The organism is Pseudomonas sp. R9.37 (assembly GCF_963878885.1).
Classification (GTDB): domain Bacteria; phylum Pseudomonadota; class Gammaproteobacteria; order Pseudomonadales; family Pseudomonadaceae; genus Aquipseudomonas.
Window position 1 is genome coordinate 200,603 of the sequence record NZ_CAWNZA010000011.1, and the last position, 22,264, is coordinate 222,866.

General features: G+C 61.8%; 26 protein-coding genes. 7 read left to right on the forward strand and 19 right to left on the reverse strand.

Features of this window, described 5'->3' with window-relative positions; genetic code table 11:
* Positions 1-125 precede the first annotated feature (125 nt).
* Complete coding sequence (locus AACU78_RS07555; protein WP_106575641.1) at positions 126-2,012, forward strand: DEAD/DEAH box helicase; 1,887 nt, start codon at positions 126-128, stop codon at positions 2,010-2,012.
* 68 nt (positions 2,013-2,080) lie between these two features.
* Here AACU78_RS07555 and AACU78_RS07560 read toward each other — a convergent pair whose 3' ends face one another.
* Together AACU78_RS07560 and AACU78_RS07565 are read right to left on the reverse strand one after the other, a co-directional pair.
* Positions 2,081-2,677 carry a YceI family protein gene (locus tag AACU78_RS07560; protein WP_106575642.1) on the reverse strand — a complete coding sequence of 199 codons (597 nt, stop codon included), beginning with the start codon at positions 2,675-2,677 and terminating at the stop codon, positions 2,081-2,083.
* A 32-nt stretch (positions 2,678-2,709) separates the two neighbouring features.
* A complete protein-coding gene (locus AACU78_RS07565) occupies positions 2,710-3,261 on the reverse strand; it encodes a cytochrome b (protein ID WP_106575643.1) in 552 nt (183 codons plus the stop codon).
* Positions 3,262-3,534: 273 nt separating this feature from the next.
* Here AACU78_RS07565 and AACU78_RS07570 point away from each other — a divergent pair, with 273 nt between their 5' ends.
* A complete protein-coding gene (locus AACU78_RS07570) occupies positions 3,535-4,941 on the forward strand; it encodes an adenosylmethionine--8-amino-7-oxononanoate transaminase (RefSeq protein WP_106575644.1) in 1,407 nt (468 codons plus the stop codon).
* 32 nt (positions 4,942-4,973) lie between these two features.
* On the forward strand, positions 4,974-5,693 hold the full coding sequence (locus AACU78_RS07575; RefSeq protein WP_106575645.1) for a 16S rRNA (uracil(1498)-N(3))-methyltransferase: 720 nt from the start codon (positions 4,974-4,976) through the stop codon (positions 5,691-5,693).
* Positions 5,694-5,823: 130 nt separating this feature from the next.
* On the opposite strand, the gene AACU78_RS07580 is transcribed toward AACU78_RS07575, so the two are convergent.
* Both AACU78_RS07580 and AACU78_RS07585 read right to left on the reverse strand, forming a co-directional pair.
* The gene (locus AACU78_RS07580; RefSeq protein WP_106575646.1) at positions 5,824-6,726 is read right to left on the reverse strand and encodes a transporter substrate-binding domain-containing protein; all 903 of its coding nucleotides are present in this window, start codon (positions 6,724-6,726) and stop codon (positions 5,824-5,826) included.
* A 28-nt stretch (positions 6,727-6,754) separates the two neighbouring features.
* Entirely contained in the window at positions 6,755-7,996 is a 1,242-nt protein-coding gene (locus AACU78_RS07585; RefSeq protein ID WP_106575647.1) for a D-amino acid dehydrogenase, read from the reverse strand.
* Between the two features lie 108 nt (positions 7,997-8,104).
* Between AACU78_RS07585 and AACU78_RS07590 the strand changes: the two genes are divergently transcribed.
* Complete coding sequence (locus AACU78_RS07590) at positions 8,105-9,007, forward strand: LysR family transcriptional regulator (protein WP_106575648.1); 903 nt, start codon at positions 8,105-8,107, stop codon at positions 9,005-9,007.
* Between the two features lie 143 nt (positions 9,008-9,150).
* On the opposite strand, the gene trhA is transcribed toward AACU78_RS07590, so the two are convergent.
* Positions 9,151-9,768 (reverse strand): PAQR family membrane homeostasis protein TrhA, encoded by a 618-nt coding sequence (trhA, locus tag AACU78_RS07595; protein ID WP_106575649.1) that lies wholly within the window; start codon positions 9,766-9,768, stop codon positions 9,151-9,153.
* A gap of 237 nt (positions 9,769-10,005) precedes the next feature.
* Here trhA and AACU78_RS07600 point away from each other — a divergent pair, with 237 nt between their 5' ends.
* Genes AACU78_RS07600 through AACU78_RS07610 form a run of 3 tightly spaced genes read left to right on the forward strand, consistent with a single transcriptional unit; the run spans position 10,006 to position 12,072 of the window.
* Positions 10,006-10,572 (forward strand): chromate transporter, encoded by a 567-nt coding sequence (locus tag AACU78_RS07600; protein ID WP_106575650.1) that lies wholly within the window; start codon positions 10,006-10,008, stop codon positions 10,570-10,572.
* Complete coding sequence (locus AACU78_RS07605; protein ID WP_106575651.1) at positions 10,572-11,114, forward strand: chromate transporter; 543 nt, start codon at positions 10,572-10,574, stop codon at positions 11,112-11,114. Before AACU78_RS07600 ends, AACU78_RS07605 begins: the two co-directional genes overlap by 1 nt.
* A 37-nt stretch (positions 11,115-11,151) precedes the next feature.
* Positions 11,152-12,072, forward strand: coding sequence for a LysR family transcriptional regulator (locus AACU78_RS07610; protein WP_106575652.1), 921 nt, complete (start codon positions 11,152-11,154; stop codon positions 12,070-12,072).
* 106 nt (positions 12,073-12,178) lie between these two features.
* On the opposite strand, the gene madM is transcribed toward AACU78_RS07610, so the two are convergent.
* From madM to AACU78_RS07680, 14 genes are all read right to left on the reverse strand, one after another.
* Positions 12,179-12,943, reverse strand: a complete 765-nt coding sequence (madM, locus tag AACU78_RS07615) for a malonate transporter subunit MadM (RefSeq protein WP_106575653.1) — start codon at positions 12,941-12,943, stop codon at positions 12,179-12,181.
* Position 12,944: 1 nt separating this feature from the next.
* Positions 12,945-13,349: a malonate transporter subunit MadL gene (gene madL, locus AACU78_RS07620; RefSeq protein WP_106575654.1), complete on the reverse strand. Its 405-nt coding sequence runs from the start codon at positions 13,347-13,349 to the stop codon at positions 12,945-12,947.
* A 67-nt stretch (positions 13,350-13,416) separates the two neighbouring features.
* Positions 13,417-14,316 (reverse strand): malonate decarboxylase subunit epsilon, encoded by a 900-nt coding sequence (gene mdcH / locus AACU78_RS07625; RefSeq protein WP_106575655.1) that lies wholly within the window; start codon positions 14,314-14,316, stop codon positions 13,417-13,419.
* Positions 14,313-14,909, reverse strand: a complete 597-nt coding sequence (locus AACU78_RS07630; RefSeq protein ID WP_106575656.1) for a malonate decarboxylase holo-ACP synthase — start codon at positions 14,907-14,909, stop codon at positions 14,313-14,315. The genes mdcH and AACU78_RS07630 overlap by 4 nt, the downstream gene beginning before the upstream one ends.
* Positions 14,903-15,673, reverse strand: a complete 771-nt coding sequence (mdcE, locus tag AACU78_RS07635; RefSeq protein ID WP_106575657.1) for a biotin-independent malonate decarboxylase subunit gamma — start codon at positions 15,671-15,673, stop codon at positions 14,903-14,905. Before mdcE ends, AACU78_RS07630 begins: the two co-directional genes overlap by 7 nt.
* On the reverse strand, positions 15,670-16,512 hold the full coding sequence (locus tag AACU78_RS07640; protein WP_106575658.1) for a biotin-independent malonate decarboxylase subunit beta: 843 nt from the start codon (positions 16,510-16,512) through the stop codon (positions 15,670-15,672). Before AACU78_RS07640 ends, mdcE begins: the two co-directional genes overlap by 4 nt.
* Positions 16,505-16,804 (reverse strand): malonate decarboxylase subunit delta, encoded by a 300-nt coding sequence (locus AACU78_RS07645; RefSeq protein WP_056857713.1) that lies wholly within the window; start codon positions 16,802-16,804, stop codon positions 16,505-16,507. The genes AACU78_RS07640 and AACU78_RS07645 overlap by 8 nt, the downstream gene beginning before the upstream one ends.
* The gene (locus AACU78_RS07650; RefSeq protein WP_106575659.1) at positions 16,804-17,637 is read right to left on the reverse strand and encodes a triphosphoribosyl-dephospho-CoA synthase; all 834 of its coding nucleotides are present in this window, start codon (positions 17,635-17,637) and stop codon (positions 16,804-16,806) included. The genes AACU78_RS07645 and AACU78_RS07650 overlap by 1 nt, the downstream gene beginning before the upstream one ends.
* Complete coding sequence (gene mdcA, locus AACU78_RS07655) at positions 17,638-19,308, reverse strand: malonate decarboxylase subunit alpha (protein ID WP_106575660.1); 1,671 nt, start codon at positions 19,306-19,308, stop codon at positions 17,638-17,640.
* A 266-nt stretch (positions 19,309-19,574) separates the two neighbouring features.
* A complete protein-coding gene (locus AACU78_RS07660) occupies positions 19,575-20,003 on the reverse strand; it encodes a hypothetical protein (protein ID WP_106575661.1) in 429 nt (142 codons plus the stop codon).
* Positions 19,966-20,595: a nucleotidyltransferase domain-containing protein gene (locus AACU78_RS07665; RefSeq protein ID WP_106575662.1), complete on the reverse strand. Its 630-nt coding sequence runs from the start codon at positions 20,593-20,595 to the stop codon at positions 19,966-19,968. The genes AACU78_RS07660 and AACU78_RS07665 overlap by 38 nt, the downstream gene beginning before the upstream one ends.
* A gap of 265 nt (positions 20,596-20,860) precedes the next feature.
* A complete protein-coding gene (locus tag AACU78_RS07670; protein ID WP_106575663.1) occupies positions 20,861-21,097 on the reverse strand; it encodes a DUF6124 family protein in 237 nt (78 codons plus the stop codon).
* 196 nt (positions 21,098-21,293) lie between these two features.
* The gene (locus AACU78_RS07675; protein WP_106575664.1) at positions 21,294-21,713 is read right to left on the reverse strand and encodes a hypothetical protein; all 420 of its coding nucleotides are present in this window, start codon (positions 21,711-21,713) and stop codon (positions 21,294-21,296) included.
* Positions 21,691-22,074 carry a polymorphic toxin type 44 domain-containing protein gene (locus tag AACU78_RS07680; protein WP_106575665.1) on the reverse strand — a complete coding sequence of 128 codons (384 nt, stop codon included), beginning with the start codon at positions 22,072-22,074 and terminating at the stop codon, positions 21,691-21,693. The genes AACU78_RS07675 and AACU78_RS07680 overlap by 23 nt, the downstream gene beginning before the upstream one ends.
* Between the last annotated feature and the right edge of the window lie 190 nt (positions 22,075-22,264).

Sequence of the window (22,264 nt, forward strand, 5' to 3'; positions counted from 1 at the left end):
CGCGCGAGCCGGTGGAGTGCCCGCCAGACGCAGCAGGACCGGACGGGGTTGCGCTCCCCTAAGCGCCATTCACGCCCGGCAAGATTATCCCTTTGGGCCAAGCCCTAACTAAAACAGGATTACTCATGTCCTTTGCTTCCCTCGGTCTCTCCGAGGCTTTAGTCCGCGCCATCGAGGCAGCGGGCTATACCGAGCCTACTCCGGTGCAACAGCGGGCCATTCCCGCCGTGTTGCAAGGTCGCGACCTGATGGTTGCGGCTCAGACAGGTACTGGTAAAACCGGTGGTTTCGCCCTCCCGATTCTGGAGCGCTTGTTCCCCAACGGTCACCCGGACAAATCCCAGCGTCACGGCCCGCGCCAACCGCGCGTACTGGTCCTGACCCCTACCCGCGAACTCGCCGCCCAAGTGCACGACAGCTTCAAGCTGTATGCCCGCGACTTGAAGTTCGTCAGCGCCTGCATCTTCGGCGGCGTCGGCATGAACCCACAGGTTCAGGCCATGTCCCGCGGTGTTGACGTGCTGGTCGCCTGCCCGGGTCGTTTGCTCGACCTGTGCGGCCAAGGCAGCGTTGACTTGTCCCACGTGGAAATCCTCGTGCTGGACGAAGCCGACCGCATGCTCGACATGGGCTTTGTCCATGACGTGAAAAAGGTCCTCGCGCGCCTGCCGGCCAAACGTCAGAACCTGCTGTTCTCGGCAACGTTCTCCCAGGACATCACAGCCCTGGCCGGCAAGCTGCTGCACAACCCGGAACGCATCGAAGTCACGCCGCCGAACACCACGGTCGAGCGGATCGAGCAACGCGTATTCCGCCTGGCTGCCAGCCACAAGCGTGCGCTGCTGGCCCACCTGATCACCGCCGGCGCCTGGGAACAAGTGCTGGTGTTTACCCGCACCAAGCACGGCGCCAACCGCCTGGCCGAGTACCTGGACAAACACGGCCTCACCGCCGTCGCCATCCACGGTAACAAGAGCCAGAACGCGCGCACCAAAGCCCTGGCCGATTTCAAGGCCGGTGAAGTGCGCATCCTGGTCGCCACCGACATCGCCGCGCGCGGCCTGGATATCGACCAACTGCCACACGTGGTCAACTTCGAGCTGCCAAACGTCGACGAAGACTATGTGCACCGTATCGGCCGTACTGGCCGTGCCGGGCGTTCGGGCGAGGCCATTTCTCTGGTCGCCCCGGACGAAGAAAAACTGCTGAAAAGCATCGAGCGCATGACCAAGCAGAAAATCGCCGACGGCGACCTGATGGGCTTCGATGCCAGCGCCGTAGAGGCTGAAAAGCCTGAAGTGCGCGAGCGTCCGGATGTGCGTAACCCACGCAACCCACGCGGTCCGAAGGGCGATGGCCCGAACGGCGGCGGTGGTGGCGGTGGCCGTCGCGACAAAGGCAAGGACAAAGGCGGCAAGGACAAAGCGCCCACCAACGGCCGTGGCGAACGCCCAGCCCGTGAGCAAAAGCCGCGCGAAGGCACCCCGGCCCGCGAACAGCGCCAGCCAAGCCAGCCGCCACGCGCCGCCGCCGACCGCGCCCCGGACGAGTTCCTCGACGACGACGTGGACAACTTCGGTAACCGCGTCGACTACGTGCCTCAGGCCAAACCGGCCCAGGGCCGTGGCCGTCGTCCAGGTGCACCGGCACAGGGTGCAGGCGCAGCCGCTCCACGTGGCGGCCAGCCGCAGGGCGGCCGTCAGAATGGTCCGCGCAACAGCAGCGGCGGCACCACCGGCACGCCACCTGCCAAACGCAGCGGCCCACGCAATGGCGCACCGCGTGACGGTCAAGCCCGTCGCGAAGACTCGCGCAGCAACAACCGCCGCCCGGCCCGTGACGACCAGCCACGCTCGTCCGAACCTGCCGTGCAGAACCCGCGCGGTGGCCCGGCGCCGAAGATCATCCACAAGGAGTCGAAGGCTGACCGCTTCCCGACACCCGAGCAGTTGGATCAACTGCCAGGCCGTCCTCGTGGTGAAAAACCGGCGTTGCTGACCCGCAACCGCTGATTTTCAACGCGCCATAAAAAATGCCCCGCATCCAAAGATGCGGGGCATTTTTGTGTGCGAGGCGAAAATTACTTCGCTTTCACACCTTCAAACGTCACGTACAACTCAACCGAGTTGGACGCTGGACCCAGGTCCATCTGCTTGCCGAAGTCCTGGCGATTGATGGTGGTGGTGCCTTCGAAGCCGGCACGGTAGCCGCCCCATGGATCCTTGCCTTCACCCAGGAACGTGGCCTTGACCACTACGGGCTTGGTCACGCCCAGCAGGGTCAGGTCGCCTGCTACGTCAGCAGTGACTTTGCCATCAGCATTCTTGCCGGTTGGCGTGACCTTGGTGGACACGAACTTGGCGTCGGCAAACTTGGCAACGTCCAGGAAGTCTTTGCTGGCGATGTGCTTGTCACGTTCGGCGTGGTTGGTGAACACGCTGGCGGTGCGCACGTTCACTTCGATCTTGGCGTCTTCAGGCTTGGCAGCGTCGAAGCTGAACTTGCCGTCCAGGTCCTTGAAGGTACCGGTGATGTAGCTGTAGCCCAAGTGGCTGATCTTGAAGTCGACGAAGGCGTGCTGGCCTTCTTTGTCGATCACGTAGTCAGCGGCCATCGCTGAACCGGCGGACAGCAGAGCAGAACCGATTGCCAGAGCGGCGAGTGTCTTTTTCAACATGCTTTCTATTCCTTGTGAGTCGAGGTTGAACATCAGGCTTTGCGCCCCAGCATTCGCAGGAGGGTCGCATCACGATCGATAAAGTGGTGTTTCAATGCAGCCACGCCGTGCAAACCGGCAAAGACCACCAACACCCAGGCAAGGTACAAGTGCACCACACCGGCGGTGTCTGCCTGGTCCGGTAGCCCGGAAACCACGGCAGGAATCTCAAACAGGCCAAACACCGGGATACCGACACCGTCTGCGGTGGAAATCAGGTAACCGGCAATCATCACGGCAAACAGCCCGAGATACAGGAACGCATGGCCAAACGCAGCGCCCAAACGGGTCAAACGACTGTAGCTGGCCAGCGGCGGTGGTGGCGGGCTGACCAAACGCCAGACGATGCGCACGAGCATGATGGCGAACAGCGTGATGCCGATGCTCTTGTGCAGGTCGGGCGCGTCTTTGCGCCAGGCGCTGTAGTAGTCGAGACCGACCATCCACAGGCCCAGCGCGAACAAACCAAACACCACCAGGGCCACGCCCCAGTGCAAAACCATGCTGACCCAACCATAGCGGGCCGGTGAATTACGTAGCTGCATGTCCCAAATCCCGTAAGAACTGTGCCCAAGACTAGCGATTTACCTATCGAATTAAAGCGGAAAATTTCGCTTTGAAATATCGAGAAATACGATCAAGAGGTTATGCACAGTACGTTAACAATGGATTAAGGACTATTCCTGAGAAACGTGACAGACCGTCCCGCGTTTACTGCCAATTCATCCGTAATGGGTTGTGGCACCGCCTGGCATTGCATAGGCTTGCGCGATTGTTACGCCTGCGCCGGCCGCAGGACCGCTTCGAGGAGATAACCGATGGGCTTGAATAACCAGTGGATGCAACGCGACCTCGCGGTGCTGTGGCATCCCTGCACCCAAATGAAAGATCACCAGCAACTGCCGCTGATCCCGATCAAGCGCGGTGAAGGCGTGTGGCTGGAAGACTTCGAAGGCAAGCGCTACCTCGATGCGGTCAGTTCCTGGTGGGTCAACGTATTCGGGCACGCCAACCCGCGCATCAATCAGCGCATCAAGGATCAGGTCGACCAACTGGAACACGTGATCCTCGCCGGTTTCAGCCACCAGCCGGTGATCGAGCTGTCCGAACGCCTGATCAAAATGACGCCCGAAGGCCTGACCCGCTGCTTCTACGCCGATAACGGTTCGTCGTGCATCGAAGTCGCGCTGAAGATGAGCTTTCACTATTGGCTCAACCGCGGCCTGCCGAACAAAAAGCGCTTCGTGACCCTGACCAACAGCTACCACGGCGAAACCATCGCCGCGATGTCGGTAGGCGATGTGCCGCTGTTCACCGAAACCTACAAGGCCTTGCTGCTGGACACCATCAAGGTGCCGAGCCCGGACTGCTACCTGCGCCCCGACGGCATGAGCTGGGAAGAACATTCCCGGAACATGTTCCTGGCCATGGAACAGACCCTCGCCGAAAACCACGACACCGTCGCCGCCGTGATCGTCGAACCGCTGATCCAGGGCGCTGGCGGCATGCGCATGTACCATCCGGTGTACCTCAAGCTGCTGCGCGAGGCCTGCGACCGCTACGGCGTGCACCTGATCCACGACGAAATCGCTGTGGGCTTCGGCCGTACCGGCACGATGTTCGCCTGTGAACAGGCCGGCATCCGTCCGGACTTCCTGTGCCTGTCCAAGGCCCTCACCGGTGGCTACCTGCCGTTGGCCGCCGTGGTCACCACCGACGATGTCTACGACGCCTTCTACGACGACTACCCGACCCTGCGCGCCTTCCTGCACTCCCACAGCTACACCGGCAACCCGCTGGCGTGCGCGGCGGCCCTGGCAACCCTGGATATTTTCGAAGAAGACAACGTCATCGAAAACAACAAGGCGCTGGCCCAGCGCATGGCCACCGCCACCGCGCACCTGGCGGACCACCCGCACGTCTCGGAAGTGCGCCAGACCGGCATGGTGCTGGCCATCGAGATGGTCCAGGACAAAGCCACCAAGACCGCCTACCCGTGGCAGGAACGCCGTGGCCTGAAGGTCTTCGAACATGCCCTGGAGCGCGGCGCGCTGTTGCGGCCGCTGGGCAGCGTGGTGTATTTCCTGCCGCCGTATGTGATCACGCCGGAGCAGATCGACTTTTTGGCTGAAGTGGCCAGTGAAGGCATCGATATCGCCACCAACGATAAAGTCAGTGTTGCGGTGCCGAAAGACTTCCACCCAGGCTTTCGTGATCCGGGCTGATAGCACCTACTTAAGTTTTCCAGAGAACAGAAATGAGACTGTCCCGCTTTTTCACCGATACCCCGCTGAGCCTTGGCGAGCACGAACTGCCCGAAGCCCAGGCCCACTACATCAGCCGTGTATTGCGCATGGGCGAAGGCGATGCCGTGCAACTGTTCGACGGCTCCGGCCAGGAGTTTTTGGGCACGTTGCTGGAGGTCGGTAAAAAACGCGTCAGCGTGCAGCTCACGCAAAGTCTCGCAGGCCAGAGCGAATCGCCGCTGCACATCCACCTCGGCCAGGGCTTGTCCCGGGGCGAGCGTATGGACTGGGCGATTCAGAAAGCCACCGAGCTGGGCGTGAATGAAATCACGCCGATCTTCAGCGACCGCTGCGAAGTGCGCCTCAAGGACGAGCGCGCCGACAAACGCCTGCTGCACTGGCGCCAGGTGGCGATCAGCGCGTGCGAGCAATGCGGGCGTTCGACGGTGCCGGTGATTCATCCGCCGCTGCTGCTGGCAGACTGGTTGAAGCAGGCCCAGGCGGAGTTGAAGCTGGTGCTGCACCCGGTGGCCGCGCCGATGATCAGCCATGCCAAGCCTGCCAGCCTGGCGTTTTTGATCGGGCCTGAAGGTGGCTTGACCGATAACGAAGTCGACACCGCCCAAAGCGCCGGCTTCCACGCCGCCCGCCTCGGCCCGCGCGTGCTGCGCACTGAGACGGCGCCAGTGGTGGCGCTGGCCGTCGCCCAGCAACTGTGGGGCGACTTCTAACCCCGCTGTGCAAACCCTAACCCGATGTGGGAGCGGGCTTGCTCGCGAATGCGGTGGATCAGTCAGCCTGTTTATCAACTGACACACCGCCTTCGCGAGCAAACCCGCTGCCACATTTTGGATTGGGTTGTCAGTCCACCGGGTCACTGACCGGCTTGGCAATAATCGCCTTCAACTCAGCCGTCATCGGGAATTGCAGGTTCAAGCCCTTGGGCGGGATCGGCTGCTCAAACCAGCGCTGGTAAATCCCGTTGATTTCCCCGGAGCGGTAAAGGTCAGCCAGCGTCTCGTTGACCACCGCCAGAAGCTGCGGGTCGTCCTTGCGCACCATGCAGCTGTAGATCTCCCGCGACTGCTCCTTGCCCACCACTACCCAGCGGTGCGGGTCGCGGGCCTTGGCGCGCTCGCCGTAGAGCAGCGCATCGTCCATGTAAAACGCCGCCGCGCGGCCGGTCTCGAGCATCTTGAAGGCTTCGCCGTGGTCCTTGGCACTGATCACCGACATATTGCTTTTGTGTTCGGCGTTGTAGTGCTTGAGGTACCGCTCATTGGTGGTGCCGGCGGTGGTCACCACGTTCTTGCCCTTGAGGTCGTCAAACCCGTGGATGCCGCTGTCCCTGGCGGTCAGCAACTGGCCCTTCACGTAGATAAACCCGTACGAAAACGCCACCTGTTTCTGGCGCTCGGCGGTCACCCCGGTGGAGCCGCATTCCAGGTCCACAGTGCCGTTCTGCACCAGCGGGATGCGGGTCTGGGACGTCACCAGGGTGTACTTCACGCCAAGGTCGGCCACGCCGATTTTCTGCTGGATGCGCTCGACGATCTTGCTCGCCAACTCCACTGAATAGCCCATGGGTTGGCCGCTGTTGTCACCTACGTAGGAAAACGGCACAGACGCATCGCGATAACCCAGCGTGATGGACATGGCGCTGGCGATCTTGCCCAACGTGCCGTCCAGAGGTGCTTCAGTCGCCTGAGCCTGAGCGCCCAACAAAAGCCCCAGGGTGCAGCCGGTCAACAGGATTTTTTTCATTGTTATTCTCCGTTGGTGGTGTGACGAATCAAGCCGCGCGGGGCGCCAGGCCCTGCATATCAATGGAAGGCGCATGCTCGCCGATCAGCTCGGCCAGCAGTTGGCCGCTGCCACAGGCCAAGGTGAAGCCGAGCGCACCGTGGCCAAGGTTCAGCCACAGATTGCGATAAGCACTCGCGCCAATCAGCGGCACACCGGTCGGCGTGGCCGGGCGCATGCCGGCCCATTCGACCGCCTGGGCGTAATCGCCGCCATGGGGAAAGGTCTCCAGCGCCTGGCGTTTGATCAGCGCCAGGCGCTTGGGCTCAAGGCGGGCGTCGAAACCGACAATATCCACCATGGCGGCGACTCGCAGCTGCTCGCCGATCCGCGCGTAGACGATCTTGCGGTCGTAGTCGGTGATGCTCACATTCGGCGCCTGGTGCTGCGCGCCAATCGGCACGCTCAGGCTGTAGCCTTTGAGCGGATACAGCGCAAGGGCCAGGCCCGGCAACGCTAACTCGGCGCTGCGATGCCCGGCAGCGATTACAAGCTGGTCCACCGGCATCATTTCATCGCCTAGATCGATGGCCTGCACCGCACCGTCGCCGTGACGTAGTCCCGTGACCTTGCGGCCAAGCAAAAACGAGCAGCGCCCGGAAGCCTCAAGCCGCGCGGCCAGTCGTTGGCAGAAGGCATGGCAATCTGCGACCTCTTCATTTGGCGTGTAAATACCGCCGACAAAACCATCCCCCACCAGCGCCGGCTCCAGGCGCGCGCACTCGGCGGCCGACAGCACCTGCTGTTGCAGAAAATCGGTGACCTTGCTGCGCGCAAGCTCAAAGGTGCCGGTCCTGCGAAAGGTCACCAGCTTGCCGTTGCGCCGCCAGTCGAAGCCGTCCAGGCGATCATCCTCGCGCCATTGCTGCAAGGTGGCCTGGCTCAAAGACGCCAGGCGCAGCAGGTGAGCGGCATTACGCTTGTTCACCGAACCCCGGCAGGCGCCCAGGAAGGATGCCATCCAGCGCCATTGCCGGGGATCGAGACGCGGGCGCAGGGTCAACGGCGAGTCCCCACGCAGCATCCAGCCCAGCGCTTGCAGGGGCACGCCGGCGTCGGCCAGCGGCGCGACATAGCGGTAAGACAGTTGCCCGCCGTTGGCAAAACTGGTTTCGCTGCCCAGGCTGTCGCGCGCGTCGATCACCGTGACCTCATGGCCCGCGCGCACCAAGGCGTATGCACTCGCCAGACCGATGACACCGCCGCCGATGATGCAAACCCGCTTGGCCATTCCCCTCACCCACAATTGAATTGACAGGCCTCAAGCCTATGGGCAGGTGACAGGCCACCGACAATGAATAAAGATGGCTCACCTATAAACAAAGGTTATGGACGTGCCATGCGCTTGCGTCATATCGAAATCTTCCAGGCCATCCGCCAGACCGGCTCGGTCAGCGCCGCCGCGCAGTTGCTGCACGTCTCGCAACCGGCGGTGACCAAGGTGTTGCAGCACGCCGAGCTGCAACTGGGTTTCCCGCTGTTTCTGCGCGTGCGCGGCAAACTGCAGCCCACCCCGGAAGCCCTGGCGCTGGAACGCGAAGTCGAGAAAGTCACCGAGAGCCTGCAAGGTGTGCGGCGGCTGGCCAAGAGCTTGCGCCGCGAACCGGGCCAAAGTGTGCGCATTGGCGCGATCCCTGCCCTGGCATTGTCACTGCTGCCGCCTTCGATTCTGGAGTGGAAGCGCGCCTACCCGGACATCGCCTGCGAGCTGTCCAGCGACCACAGCCGTGAGCTGGTGCAGAAGCTGTTGATGCGTGAGATCGACCTGGCGCTGACGCTCAACTTCTCCGGCCATCCGGGTTTAACCACACAAGTGTTGGCCAACGGGGTGCTGGTGGCGTTGGCTTCCAAGGGTTACTGGCCTGAGGCCGAGATGAGCAAACCGTTGCCACTGGCTGACCTGGCGGGTGCGCCGTTGATTGGCCTGTCCAGTGCCGACCCCTTGGCGGCAAAGCTCGACAGCTACCTGGAAAACGTCGACCCGCCGCCACGAGTGACCATTTCTGTCCAGACTTATTCCCTGGCCCGGGCCATGGTGGAGTCCGGCGCCGGCCTGACCGTGATCGATCCCTTCACCGCCCTCGGCGCATCGACGGCCACCACCTGCATCCGCACGCTCACCCCGCCGCTGCCGATCACCCTGTACGCGCTGACCCGCGCCGATGAGCCGCCGCCGCATATGCTGGCCAGCCTGCTGCAGATTTTCGGCAAGCGCGCCCGTGAACGGCTAGAACGCTTGTGATAACACCACCCAACCAGTGTGGGAGCGGGCTTGCTCGCGAATGCGGTGTGTCATTCAACGCATCCAGCGACTGATACACCGCATTCGCGAGCAAGCCCGCTCCCACCCAAGCCCGCTCCCACAGTTTTTGCCCGCGTCGCCTGTTAGAGCACGTAATGCATGATCGCCACAAAATGCAGCAGGCTGCCGCCGATCACGAACAAGTGCCAGATGCCATGGGAGTGGCGCAGGCGATCTTCCAAGGCAAAAAAGATAATCCCGACGGTGTACAACACCCCGCCCGAAGCCAGCCATACAAACCCCGCCGTGCCCAACGCGGCAATCAGCGGCTTGACCGCCACCAGCACGATCCAGCCCATCACCGCGTAAATCACAATCGACAGGATGCGCGCCTCGGAGCGCGGCTTGATCTCCTGCAGGATGCCGATCACCGCCAGCCCCCACACGATTCCGAACAGTGTCCAACCCCACGGCCCGCGCAGCGTCACCAGGCAAAACGGCGTGTAGCTGCCCGCGATCAACAGGTAGATCGAAAAGTGGTCGACCTTCTGCATGATCTCTTTTCGTCGCCCGCGCACGCTGTGGTACACGGTGGACGCGCTGTACAGCACCAGCAGCGTAAAACCATAAATCGCCACGCTGACAATCTTCCAGGGGCTGCCGTCCAGGCTTGCCACCACCAACATCCACACTGCGCCTACAAAAGCTGCAACCGCCCCGGCCAAATGGCTCCAGGCGTTAAATCGTTCCCCGTGATACATGTGTCACTCACCTCGCATAACGGTTACCACCTTGAGCATTCTGACGCCACCCTACCCATATCAGGTAACACCCTTTCTTCATTTGCCCAAATACCCACGTCCATAGATGATTCGCTTCATCCTGTGGGCGCTGGCTTGCCTGCGATAAGGGCCTAACATTCAACCTCTCTTTCGACTGTTACGCCGCAATCGCAGGCAAGCCAGCGCCCACGTAAAAGCGTCCTATCGGTAATTGCCATGCCCGAGCTAGAACCCGCCCCGCCTCATCCCAGCCTATGGCAGCTGTTTTACAACTTTGCCATGGTCGGCCTGTTCGGCTTTGGCGGCGTGATGCCCTGGGCGCGGCAGATGATGGTCGACCGCCGTCGCTGGGTCAGCGAGCAAAGCTTCAATGAGCTGCTGACCACCGGCCAGTTCTTCCCCGGCCCGAATATCGCCAACGTTGGCATCATCTACGGGCGGCGCCTGCATGGCTTGCCCGGTGCGGTTGTGACCGTCTGTGGGCTGTACCTGTTCCCCTCGTTGATCACCGTGCTCGCCGGATTTGCCTATGCCAAGTGGTGGAGTCACGACGTGGTACAGCAGATCTTCGGCGCGGTGATGCCGATTGCCACGGGTTTGATGCTCGGCACCACGCTGCGCCTGCTCAAGGCCATGCCGCGCACGCTCGCCAACTACAGCGCCTTCGTGTTGACCTTCGTATTGATGGCCGTCTTTGTGTTGCCGCTGTGGATGGTCTTGCTGATCTGCATTCCCAGCTCCCTGGCCTTGAGCTTTATCGGTTCGAACAAGGTGGCCGGCTGATGCAAACCGTCCTGCTGCACCTGATGATCCAATGCGCGCTGTGGTCGTTGATGGCGATTGGCGGCAACACGGTGGCCATCGGCGATATCCATCGCTACACCGTGGTCGACATGCACTGGATCACCGACGCGCAATTTGTCGCCTTCTTCGCCCTGTCCCAGGCGTTGCCAGGGCCCAACGGCATGTTCCTGGTGTTCATCGGCCAACAGGCGGCGGGCTTGCCTGGCGCGCTGGTGGCGCTATTGGCCAAGCTGGTGCCCTGTTCGGTGCTGGCTTACCTGGGCGCCGGCTGGCTGGAACGGCACACCCGAACGCCGTGGGTGCAACGGGTTAAACGCAGCCTGCTGCCGATCTCCATCGGCCTGATCCTCGCCTCGACCTACATCCTGATGAACAGCCTGGAAAACAACGCGACCAGCCTGGTGCTGACCCTGGCCAGCGCCGCGGTGGTGTATTACACGCGGCTCAACGCGATCTGGCTGATCATCTGCGGCGTGCTGCTGGGCCTGGGCAGTGCATGGCTGGGAGTGAACTGGTTTTAGGGGCACAATCGAGGGCATTCGACTAAGAGCCACGGCCATGCTGATCGACGAAGAATTCACCCTCAAGAAGCTCGAGATCTTCCTGGCGTTCATGCGCACCGGCAACCTGGCCCGCGCCGCTGCCGAGTTGCAAACCAGCAACGTCAGCGTGCACCGCGCCATCCACTCGCTGGAAAACGCGCTGCGCTGCCCGCTGTTCAAACACGAAGGGCGCAACCTCACCCCGCTGGAAAGCGCCTACGTGCTGGAAGAGCGCGCGCAAAAGCTGGTGGCCGACGTGGTCGACAGCGTGCGCCTGACCCGCGAAGCTGCGGGGTTCTCGGCTGAGCGCTTCAAGCTCGGCTCGCTGTATTCGCTGACGGTCAAAACCGTACCGCAGTTGATCATGGGCCTGAAAATCAGGCGCAGCGAACTCAATATCGACCTGATCCTGGGCTCCAACTTCGACCTGCTCTACAAGCTCAAGAACATGGAAGTCGACGCGATCCTGATCTCCCTCGACGAACGCGCCAACGACCCGGACTGCGAACAGATCGCGCTGTTCACCGACGACATCTTCCTCGCCACCCCGGCCGACTCACCCTTCGATCGCGAGCAGGAAATCGACCTGGCCGATGTGCGCGACGCAACCTTCATCACCCTCACCCAAGGCTTCGCCACGCACCAGGATGGCAACCGGGTGTTCAAGCAGGCGGGGTTTGAGCCGAAGGTGGCGATGCAGGTCAATGACATCTTCACGCTGTTGAGCATGGTCAGTTCGGGCGTGGGTTATGCACTGCTGCCGGGGCGGATTGCGGCGGTGTATGAGAACCGTGTGAAGCTGATACCCCTGCAATCACGCTACCGCTTGCAGCAGCACATTGGCGTGGTGTTTTTGAAGGCCAAGGAGCGTGATCCGAATTTGCTGGCGTTGTTGGCGGAGTGTCGGATGTATGCCAACCGCCAGGTGCCAACCTGACAAACCGCTTTCGCGAGCAAGCCCGCTCCCACATTTGAAATGCATTCCAAATGTGGGAGCGGGCTTGCTCGCGAAGAGGCCAGACCAATCAACTTGAATTACGGGGTTAGCCAACGATCCCGCGCACAATGAAGTACAACAACGAAGGCCCAAGCAAACACCCCAGCCCGGTATGGAAAGTAGCCGTCAACGCCCCATACGGCACCAACCGCCGATCCGTCGCCGCCAACCCCGCCGTGACCCCACTCACCGTGCCGGCCAGCCCACCAAACACCATCGCCGAGCGCGGGTTATCCAGGCCCATCCAGCGCGCCGCCACCGGCGTGCCGACCATCACCAGAATCGCCTTGATCAGCCCCGTGGCAATCGACAGCGCCATCACATCCGAGGTCGCGCCAATCGCCGCACCGGTCACAGGGCCAACGATGTAGGTCACGGCGCCCGCGCCGATGGTGGTCATGCTGATCGCATCGCGATAGCCAAACGCCCAGGCCATGCTCGCGCCGACAATAAACGGCAGGATGGTGCCGAGCAGCAACGCAATCACACCGATCAGCCCGGCTTTGCGCGCTTCGGTGGCTTGCACTTCAAACGCGGTGGCAACAATGGCGAAATCGCGCAGCATCGCGCCGCCCATCAAGCCGATGCCGGAGAACAGCGCCATGTCCGCCAGGCCTTTTTGCCCGCCGGTGAGCGTGCCGCCGACCCAGGCCAACACCAGCCCGATCACGATGGCAATCGCCGAGCCATGAACGCGCCCGAACGTCAGGCGCTTGGACAGCACCACGGAAACCCACATCACCACACCGACAAAGGCAAACGCGGTGACCAGGCTGTTATTTTCCAAACCTTTTTCGATCAGAGGCCACATATCAGCGACCTCCCGCAGCAGCGATCAGCGGCTCTTCGGCGGGCAAGGGTTCGCCCTTGTGCGTGCGGCTGATCAGCGCAATGGTGCAGCCGCAGACCACCACCGAACCGATGGCCGCCAGCACCGCGACCGGGCCGCCGTGCAGCGCGGTCACGACGTTTTGTTGCGCGGCCATCGCCACCACCACCGGGATGTACATGGCGCCCCAAAAGCCCACGCCCATTTCGCAGTCTTTGGTCATGCCACCGTGTTTTTGCATCCACAAGCGCGCGCAGATCAGCAGGATCATGGCGATCCCGACTCCGCCCACATTGGATTTGACGCCCAGCAACACGCCGAGCATGTCGCCGAGGATCACACCCGCCAACATGCAGATCGCCAACAAGGCCACACCATAAATAATCATCGTTGTTGTCCTCAAAGTGCTTCATCGAAATTGTTGTTTTTGTGCTTCGAAAGCCTTGGGTGGTGCTTTATCGGTGGCGGCGCTCCTCCTCTTGCAGCAGGGCCTGCAAGGTGTCCGGGCGCGCGCCTTCGCAGGCGATCACCGTGCCCTGCTCGAACACGCGGCGTGACAGGCCAGTGAGCACCGCGCCCGGCGGCAGCTCGATTTGCAGGCGCACGCCACGCTCGTAGGCGCTTTGCACGGTGCCGCGCCAATCGACGATGCGGCACATGTTGAAGGCCAGGTCGTCGCGCAGTTGCTCGGGGTTGTGAATCGGCCGCGCGCGGGTGCTGCTCAGGTAAGTAATGCGCGGCGCCTTGAGCGCAACGAATGCTTGCGCCAGCGCCTGGGCAGGCGCCTCCAGCAGCGCGCAATGGGACGGCACGCTGACGGCCAGGCGCTTGGCGACGCCGTTGCCCTTGATGCGCGCCGCGACGCGCTTCATCGCTTCATCGCTGCCAGCAATGACGGTTTGGTTGTCGGCGTTGATGTTGGCCAGGTACACCGGCGTTTGCGGGCTGTGGATTTCGCTCAGTATTTTTTCGACTGTGGATAACTCAGGGCCGATGATTGCGGTCATCCCGTAGCCTTGGGGATAAGCGTGTTGCATCAGCTCGCCGCGCAGGCTGACCAGTTTTACCGCGTCGGCAAACCCCAGGGCGCCCGCGATAACGGCCGCCGGGTAGGCACCGATGGACAGGCCCGCCACATAATCGGGCGCGTGTTGCAGCTGACGGGCATGGGCCACGCCGACAATCAGCAGGCACAGTTGAACAGCGCGCGTACTCGCCAAGGCTTGCGCCGAATCGAGCAGGCGAACGTCTTCACCCAAGGCATCACTGGCTTCTTCCAGAACGTCGGCCGCCAGCGCGCGAAGCATGCCCGTACGCTGGGCGCCCTGCCCCGGAAACACCAGAAGGCTGCTCATGCCACGGCCTGCCACGGGTCGAGCACAAGGTGCGCGCCGCTGCAGGTTTTGAGCAGCACACGGCGTGAACCACCCGACCATTCGCGTAAGGCGACGGCGCCAAACGGGGTTTGCAGTTGCAGGTCCACGGCGCATGGCGCGGTGTCCAGAATCGCCAGCAAGTCCTCGGCATCACCGCGCTCCAGCCGCTGGGGCGTGCGCAGGATCAAATCCAGGTCGCTCTGCGCATGCAGCGCTTCAATTCCGCTGGCCAACTCGAAACCTGCGCTGCCGGTGACGCCCCACGCCTGCTGCGCTAACACGGGTCGTAGTAGATCGAGCGCGCGCAACGCCGGTAAATCCCGTGATGAGGTCACAGCGCACAGTGCCTCGGGCACTACTCGCCGCTGCACCGCCGCGATGGGCATCACCGTCGCAAACCGCTGCTCACGCAAACGCCCGCGCACGCCGACGGCCACCTGGCCCGGCTCGGCGATGGCGCGACGCACCACCACCGGATGGCCGGCGTTGATCGCCTCCACCACCCAAGCCGGCGCGTCGGCGGGCAGATGCGCCGGGGCCATACCCCAAAGCAAATCGTGAGCGTTCACCATTGCTCCCGCAGCAGTTGGCGTACGTGGCTGGAGGCGGCACGGTGGGTGGCGCCCAGGCGTCCTTTTAAATCGGGGCCCGCGACATCGTTGATGGCGTGCAGCAGGCAATCACTGACGCGCACCACATCGTCCGCCGTAGGGTGTTCAATTTGGCTGACCGACAGCGTCTCCCAGAGCAAACCAAGGCTGGCATAACTGTCGATGTCGTAGGCCATCGGCGGCACGCTGGCGGCCAGGGCTTCCAGCTCTTCGACACTGCGCAGGGTCACCCGCGCCGCCGAGGCCTTGCCCATCGCATGCACCATCACGCCGGGGTCGCGCAGAGCAATCAGGCGGTTGGCCTGGTAGCCGTGGGCGAGGAACGCGCCGGACATGGCCTTGCCCACCAGCAGCGCAATCACCGGGTGGCCGGCCAACCGCGCGCGGGCGTAGCTGTCGGCGGCGGCGGCCAGGGCCTGATGGATGCCGAGGGCTTCTTCACGGCGCCCATAGGCTTGGCTGGGCACATCGACGATGGCGATGATCGGGCGCTTGTCACCGCGCGCGATGGCATCGTCCACGGCCTTGGCCAGGCCCCAGCCTTCGAGCAGGCCGACCTCACCATTGCGCGCCCGCGGGAAACGGTTGTGCGCGTCGGTGACCACGGCGATGAAGCGCACGGCTTGCTCACCCAATACGCCGTCGGCGACTTTCAGCGAGGCCGGCAAACCATCCACAGGTGTGGCGCCGGCACTCAATGCGTTGAACCACTGCAGGCCTCTCATGAGCGATCTCCTTGATACAGGTCGCGCACCGTCGCCGCGTCGATCTGCGGCGTAGCATCCAGCTCGGCCAGGCGCGCCAGGTAGAAATCGACCTGACGGCTGCGTTGTTGTGTGGGCAAGCCTTGTTGCAGCAGCTCGGTAACGGTCTGTTGGATCTGCGCCACATCGTCCGCCACGTAGCGGTCGGCCAAGCCGCTGTTGAAACGCTGCTCGCCGCCCGTGAGGCTCCAGATAAACGGGCGGTCGCGGGAGTCGTATTCGTCCAGCCCGGCTTCCTGCTCGATCACTTGCGGACCATTCAGGCCCAGGCGTGCTTCGCGGGTGACGACGAGGTAACTGCACAGCCCAGCGGCGATGGACATGCCGCCAAAGCAGCCGACACTGCCCGCCACCACGCCGATTACCGGCTGGTACTGGCGCAGGTCGACAATCGCCGCGTGGATATCGGCAATCGCCGCGAGGCCAAGGTTGGCTTCCTGCAGGCGCACGCCGCCGGTTTCCAGCAACAGCACCGCGCCGGTCGGGATGCCCTTGCGGTTGTCTTCGGCCGCCAATTCCAGCGCACCGGCCATTTTTGCGCCGCCGACTTCACCGAGGCTACCGCCCTGGAAGTTGCCTTCGATAGCGGCCACCACCACCGGCCTTCCGGCGATGCTGCCTTTGGCGATCACCACGCCGTCATCGGCCTGGGGCACCACGCCCTGGCGGCTGAGCCACGGCGACATCACGCGCTGGAAGGGGTCGATCAGTTCGCGATACGTGCCGGCGTCCAGCAAGGCCTTGGCCCGCTGCCGCGCACCGAGTTCCACGAAGCTGTGTTTGCTGAGCAAGTCAGTCATGGCCGATCTCCTCGAAGCCTTGCTCCAGGCGCAAACGCACCACGCCGGGCGTGGCGCCGAAGTCGTGGATATCAATCTTCAAAGCGGGTGGCGTGTGCTCCTGAAAGATCCGCTCGAACAGATGCTGCCAGCGTTGTTCGGCGCCATTCACCGAGGTCTGCACCTGGATGGTCAGCGTGCCGGGCGTGCCCGGCTCCAGCAGCACTTCCAGGTCGCCGGAGCCGACGCAACCCACCAGCGCACGGCCTTTGGGCGGCTGCCCGGCGGGGAATTCAAAGGATAAGGTTTCCATCAAAACGCTCCGTCGAGGCGGTCGATAAACAGGCAGGCGGCCAACAGGTCGGCGGCGCCGCCGGGGGAGGCATTCAGGGCCAGTAATTGGTCGTCGAGTTCGTGCAATTGGCGGCGACCGGTGAGGGTCGCGCTGCCGCCTGCGTCCAGTACGGCTTGAGCGCCGCGTTGCATGGCGTGCAAGCCTTCGGTGCCGGCGCGGTAGAGCACGCAGGTGTCGGCGAGGTTGGTCATGATGGCGAGCAAGGCGTCCAGGCGGGCGTTCTGTTCGCCAGCGTTTTGCTGGCGGCTCTTGTGCAGTTGCGGCAGGCCACGTTGCATCACGGACGGGAAGCCCAGTTGCGCTTCTTCACGGGCACCGCGTGCGCCGTAGCGTTGTGCAACCTGGGCGCCGTGGCTCATCGGCTGTGGGGCGTAGCGGTCGTTGAGCAGGGCCAACTTGGCCGCCGTCAGCGTGACGCTGCGTGGTTCCAGCGCCGCCCCAGCAGTGAGCAAACCGAGCGCCCAGATCGCGCCGCGATGGGTGTTCACGCCATTGGTGGTGGTGAGCATCGCCTGCTCGCCTTCACGGCCAATGCGCCCGAGGGCTTCGCGCAAGGGCAAACCGACTTCACCGAACTCAAGCGCGGCTTCCGCCATCTCCTTGAACATCGGCCACAGCGACAGCGCCGAAGCGTGCATCAGGCCCAGGTGCAAATCGCTGTGGGCGCCATTGCCGCGACGGTCCACCAAGGCGGGTTTGGGCGACAAGTCCGCCTCATCTATCAATGCGTCGACGGCCATGTCTGCCAAGCGATCAGCCAGGCTGAGTTCATGCAATTTGAGGGCGCGCATTTACCAGCTCCTGAATTTGGCGGGCGGGTTGTACAGGCCACCGGACCACTCCACCAAGTCGGCCACGCTCTTGGCGGCCAACAGCTCGCGGGTGGCGTCGGTGCGGCGGATGCCGAGGTCTTCGGGCAAGGCAATCAGGCCTTCGCGGCGCATGCGCGCGGTGTCCTTGGGGTTGTGGCGCAGGCCGATGGCGGTGACGCCAGCGACGGCGGCGATCATCGCCTGGCGCTCTTCCAGCGAACGCGCCTTGTACAGGTAGGCGATGCCTTCTTCGGTGAGCAAGTGGGTGACGTCGTCGCCGTAGATCATGATCGGCGCCAGCGGCATGCCGCTTTTGCGCGCCACTTCCACCGCGTCGAGGGTCTCGACAAAGGTCGGTTTGCCGCCCTCCTGAAAGGTTTCGACCATCTGCACCACGAGTTTTTTGCCGCGTTCGAGCAAGGCTTCCGGCGCGTCGTCGTGGCGCATATCCAGCCAGGCTGGCGTGCCATGCCGACGACCGCGTGGGTCGTGGCCCATGTTCGGCGCACCACCAAACCCGGCAAGGCGGCCACGGGTCACGGTGGAGGAATGCCCGTCGCCATCCACTTGCAGGGTGGCGCCGATAAACAGGTCCACCGCGTACTGGCCGGCGAGTTGGCAGAACATGCGGTTGGAGCGCATCGAGCCGTCGCGGCCGGTGAAGAACACATCCGGGCGGGCGGCAATGTAGTTCTCCATGCCCAGTTCGGTGCCGAAGCAATGCACGCTTTCCACCCAGCCGCTTTCGATGGCAGGGATCAAGGTTGGGTGCGGGTTGAGGGTCCAGTTGCGGCAGATTTTGCCTTTGAGGCCGAGGGACTCGCCGTAGGTCGGCAGGATCAATTCGATGGCGGCCGTATTGAAACCGATGCCGTGGTTGAGCGACTGCACATTGTGTTTTTCGTAGATGCCACGGATCGCCATCATCGCCATCAGCACATGCACCGGCTTGATATGGCGCGGGTCGCGGGTGAACAGCGGCTCGATGTAGAAAGGCTTGTCGGCCACCACCACAAAATCCACCCAGCTTGCGGGGATGTCGACGCGGGGCAAATCGGTGACGTCATCCACCAACTGGTTGACCTGCACGATGACGATGCCATCGCTGAATGCTGCCGGCTCGATCAACGCCGGGGTGTCTTCGGTGCTGGCACCGGTGTAAATGTTACCGGCGCGGTCGGCCATGAAACCGGCCGAGAGCACGACGTTGGGGATCAGGTCCACCACCAGCCGCGCATAGAGTTCGATGTAGGTGTGGATCGCGCCGATTTCCAGCAGGCCGTCTTCCAGCAACTGGCTGATGCGCAGGGATTGGGTGCCGGCAAAGGAGAAATCCAGCTTGCGCGCGATGCCCTTTTCAAACAGGTCCAAATGCTCGGAACGCCCGACGCTGGGCATGATCATGTGCAAATCGTGGAGCTTGGCCGGGTCGGCCTTGGCCAGGGAGCGCGAGAGGAAGTCGGCCTGCTTCTGGTTGTTGCCCTCCAGCACCACGCGGTCGCCGGGGAGGATCAGCGCTTCCAGCGCCTCGACGATTCTGTCACCGGGCAACACCGCCCCGTCTGCGTACTTTTTGACCAGCCCGAGGCGCCGCTGCTTCTCGTCGCGCCGCCGCGTCCAGCGCGAGTCGGGGGTGATGGTTGTAGTCATGGTCGCTCCACGGGGTTTGCTGTCGTGGGCTGTACCTTAGGAGTGAACGTGGGGGGTATCAATCAAGCCCGAAGGCGGATCGTTACGGCTGGAGTAATGGATCGTCAGCAATCGCTGAGCTAGGACCAAATGAAGATCAAAATGTGGGAGCGGGCTTGCTCGCGAATGCAGGGTGTCAGTCGGTACATAAGTAACTGACCCACCGCATTCGCGGGCAAGCCCGCTCCCACATTTGTTCGGTGGTGTTCAGGGAAATCGCATCATTGTCACCAACGGTCAGCCAACAAGTTTTCCACTTCATTCAGCAGTACTGTCGCACCATCCATCAACTGCCCCAGCAACGCCTCGTCCTCATCCATATACCCTTCATATTCCGCCAGGTTTCGGCGCTCATGACATAACGCCAGTAACCTCACCTGCACCCTGCTCACCTCGGCGGAGTGAATCAGACATTGAAAGACCAGATAGCGTTTGTCAGAACGATACCCTTGCAGGCGCAAGGCCGTAAGCGCGATGGCGTGGGCGGCGTTGTAGGCCAAGTCGAAACGACTGGCAAACGATAGCTGTGGGTTACCCGCATCCCTTAACCGATCCCGCGCCGAGCGCATCAGCCCATCACACTCCTTGCGATCCGGCGCCTCAGCCTTCAAGCCACCGCTACGTTGCAGGTTCTCCAGATTTGCCTTGCTGTCCATCCATGGATTCCAGGGGGTTGCCCCCGATCAGATTGATCTTGTCCTGCTGCACTACCCGCTGCACAAAACTGTTCCCGGCATTCCATTTGCCGATCCAGTCTTGAGGGGTGTAAAGCGTCGGATTGATGGTGCGGCCCAGTTGCTCTTCCAGCGGCATGAGCTGCTCCATGACTTCACTGTAGTTGAGGCTTTCGCCGATCAGCATCAGATCTATGTCACTGGATGAGTGCGCCTCACCCTTGGCGATTGAGCCGTAGATAAAGGCCCAAGTTATCTGCTCCGCGAACGGTGCCAATGCATTACGCAAGGGTTCGTCGAGGCTCAGGGTCTTGCGCACGATAGCCAACAACTCCGAGTAAATCGGGCATTGGGGGTTGGCTTGGTAGTGGGTCTGATTGCCTTGGCGCGTCATGCTCAAGATGCCCGCCAGCTGCAACCGCTCCAGCTCGCGGGTAAGGCTGCCCTTGCCCACCTGGGCCCAGCGCGCGATTTCATTGGTGAAGAAACTTTGATCGGGCTTGCCGAAAAGCAGGCCCAGCACTTTCTGCTGGGTGTTGGTGAAGAGTGCAGTACTGAGCGGCAAGGTTTGCATGGCAACGGCCAAAGAGTCCCAAAAAGGGAACGATAGGTCCCTTTTTGGGAACGATCAAGTTTTAAGGGGATGGGATATTGGAAATGTTCAATCAGCAAATACTGGATTCGAGCCGAATGAAGCTCAAAATGTGGGAGCGGGCTTGCTCGCGAATGCGGTGGGTCAGTTACACATTTACCGACTGACACCCTGCATTCGCGAGCAAGCCCGCTCCCACATTTGTTCGGTGGTGGTTGTTAGATAGCGGTCCCAAACAGGGACCGATTTAACCTTCCTGTGCAGGGCTGACTTGTTCCAGCGCTCTATCGACCAGCAACTGACTCAACTCGGCCATTTGCTGAATGCCGAGCATGATTGCGCGCTGGGAGGTGTCCAGGTTGAAGGCCAGATTGCAGGTCATGGCGTTAAGCGAGGACAAAGTTTCGCTGGCGTTGACCAGTAGAGCTTCGGTGTTTTGATCGGGGTTAACGGTGAAAATATTGGACGAGGACGAATTCGACATGATGTGCGGTTCCTAAACGAATCATTGAGGAACGCCTTTGAATCTAGGCGTCTTGAACGCCTAAACAGATTTCTCGGACTTGCACGTCCGTGTCACCGTTTTTTCGATGACGGGACGAAGACTAGCCGCCATGACTACCCACAACAAGTTCATGCACAGCCCGAAATCTTGCAGGAAAAATCCGAAGACTGGCCCGTCACAAAGCCATCATCACCTTGACCGTTCCAAGTCCCTCCAGCGCATAGCTGTGGTACTCATACACCCTCCCCTGAATAATCAGGTGCAGCGCGCCGCCTTCCTCACTCACTTGAACATCGGGCTCTTTGGTTTTCAGAAAAGGATGTGCAGATACTAATGCGGTGAGTATTTCCTGATCACTCCCCAAGTCCTCATGGACGTAGTACCTGTAGGAAAATCCTACGGTCGCACCGCCCTGGCCGTCTCGCGCACCATAGATCGAGGTGCCGTTACCCAAGGAATGCTTCAACACCACTTCATCCAGGACCGGTGTTCCCGGCGACAGGATCCAACCGCCCCCGATATAGATCAGGCAGACCACAAGCAGGCAATTACGCAGAAACGGTATGAGGCGCTTAGTGGCCTTGCGAAATTGCATATTCAATACCTTTTCTTATCCAATATTGGTCCCGTGGGTCATCACCAAAAGGCTCACCGCCCCACCATGTTCCAAAATCCGGAAGGGTGGTTTTTGCGGCGGTTTGAGCCACACCAGCAGCTCGCAACAACACATGCTCGGGAATGCCCAGCACCGTACCCGTAGCGCCGTAATTAAAGTTACCAAAAGCCTCATACTCGCGCCCTCGCCTCTTGTAGTTCCATGGGCCAGCAGCCCTGACCTGAGAATAAAACCAGGAATAGGCGAATGCCGAGCCCGGTTTGAGATGAGTACGTTTGCATCGAGATATCGCAATGTTTTCAAAAATTGAAACACCGGGCGGCATTAACGGTACGGCCATTTGCAGATCCTTGCAGGCAGTGAGGAGCGCAGAAGCTAGCCACTCCACTCAGGCCTGAAAACCCGCTTAATCCAAATGCAGAACTCGCCTACAGCAACTCCATCCCATTCCGACATGTGAGCGATCAACCCTCATCATTAGCAGATCCGAAATGGCGATAAGGTACGATCATCAACGACAATTTTTTGTC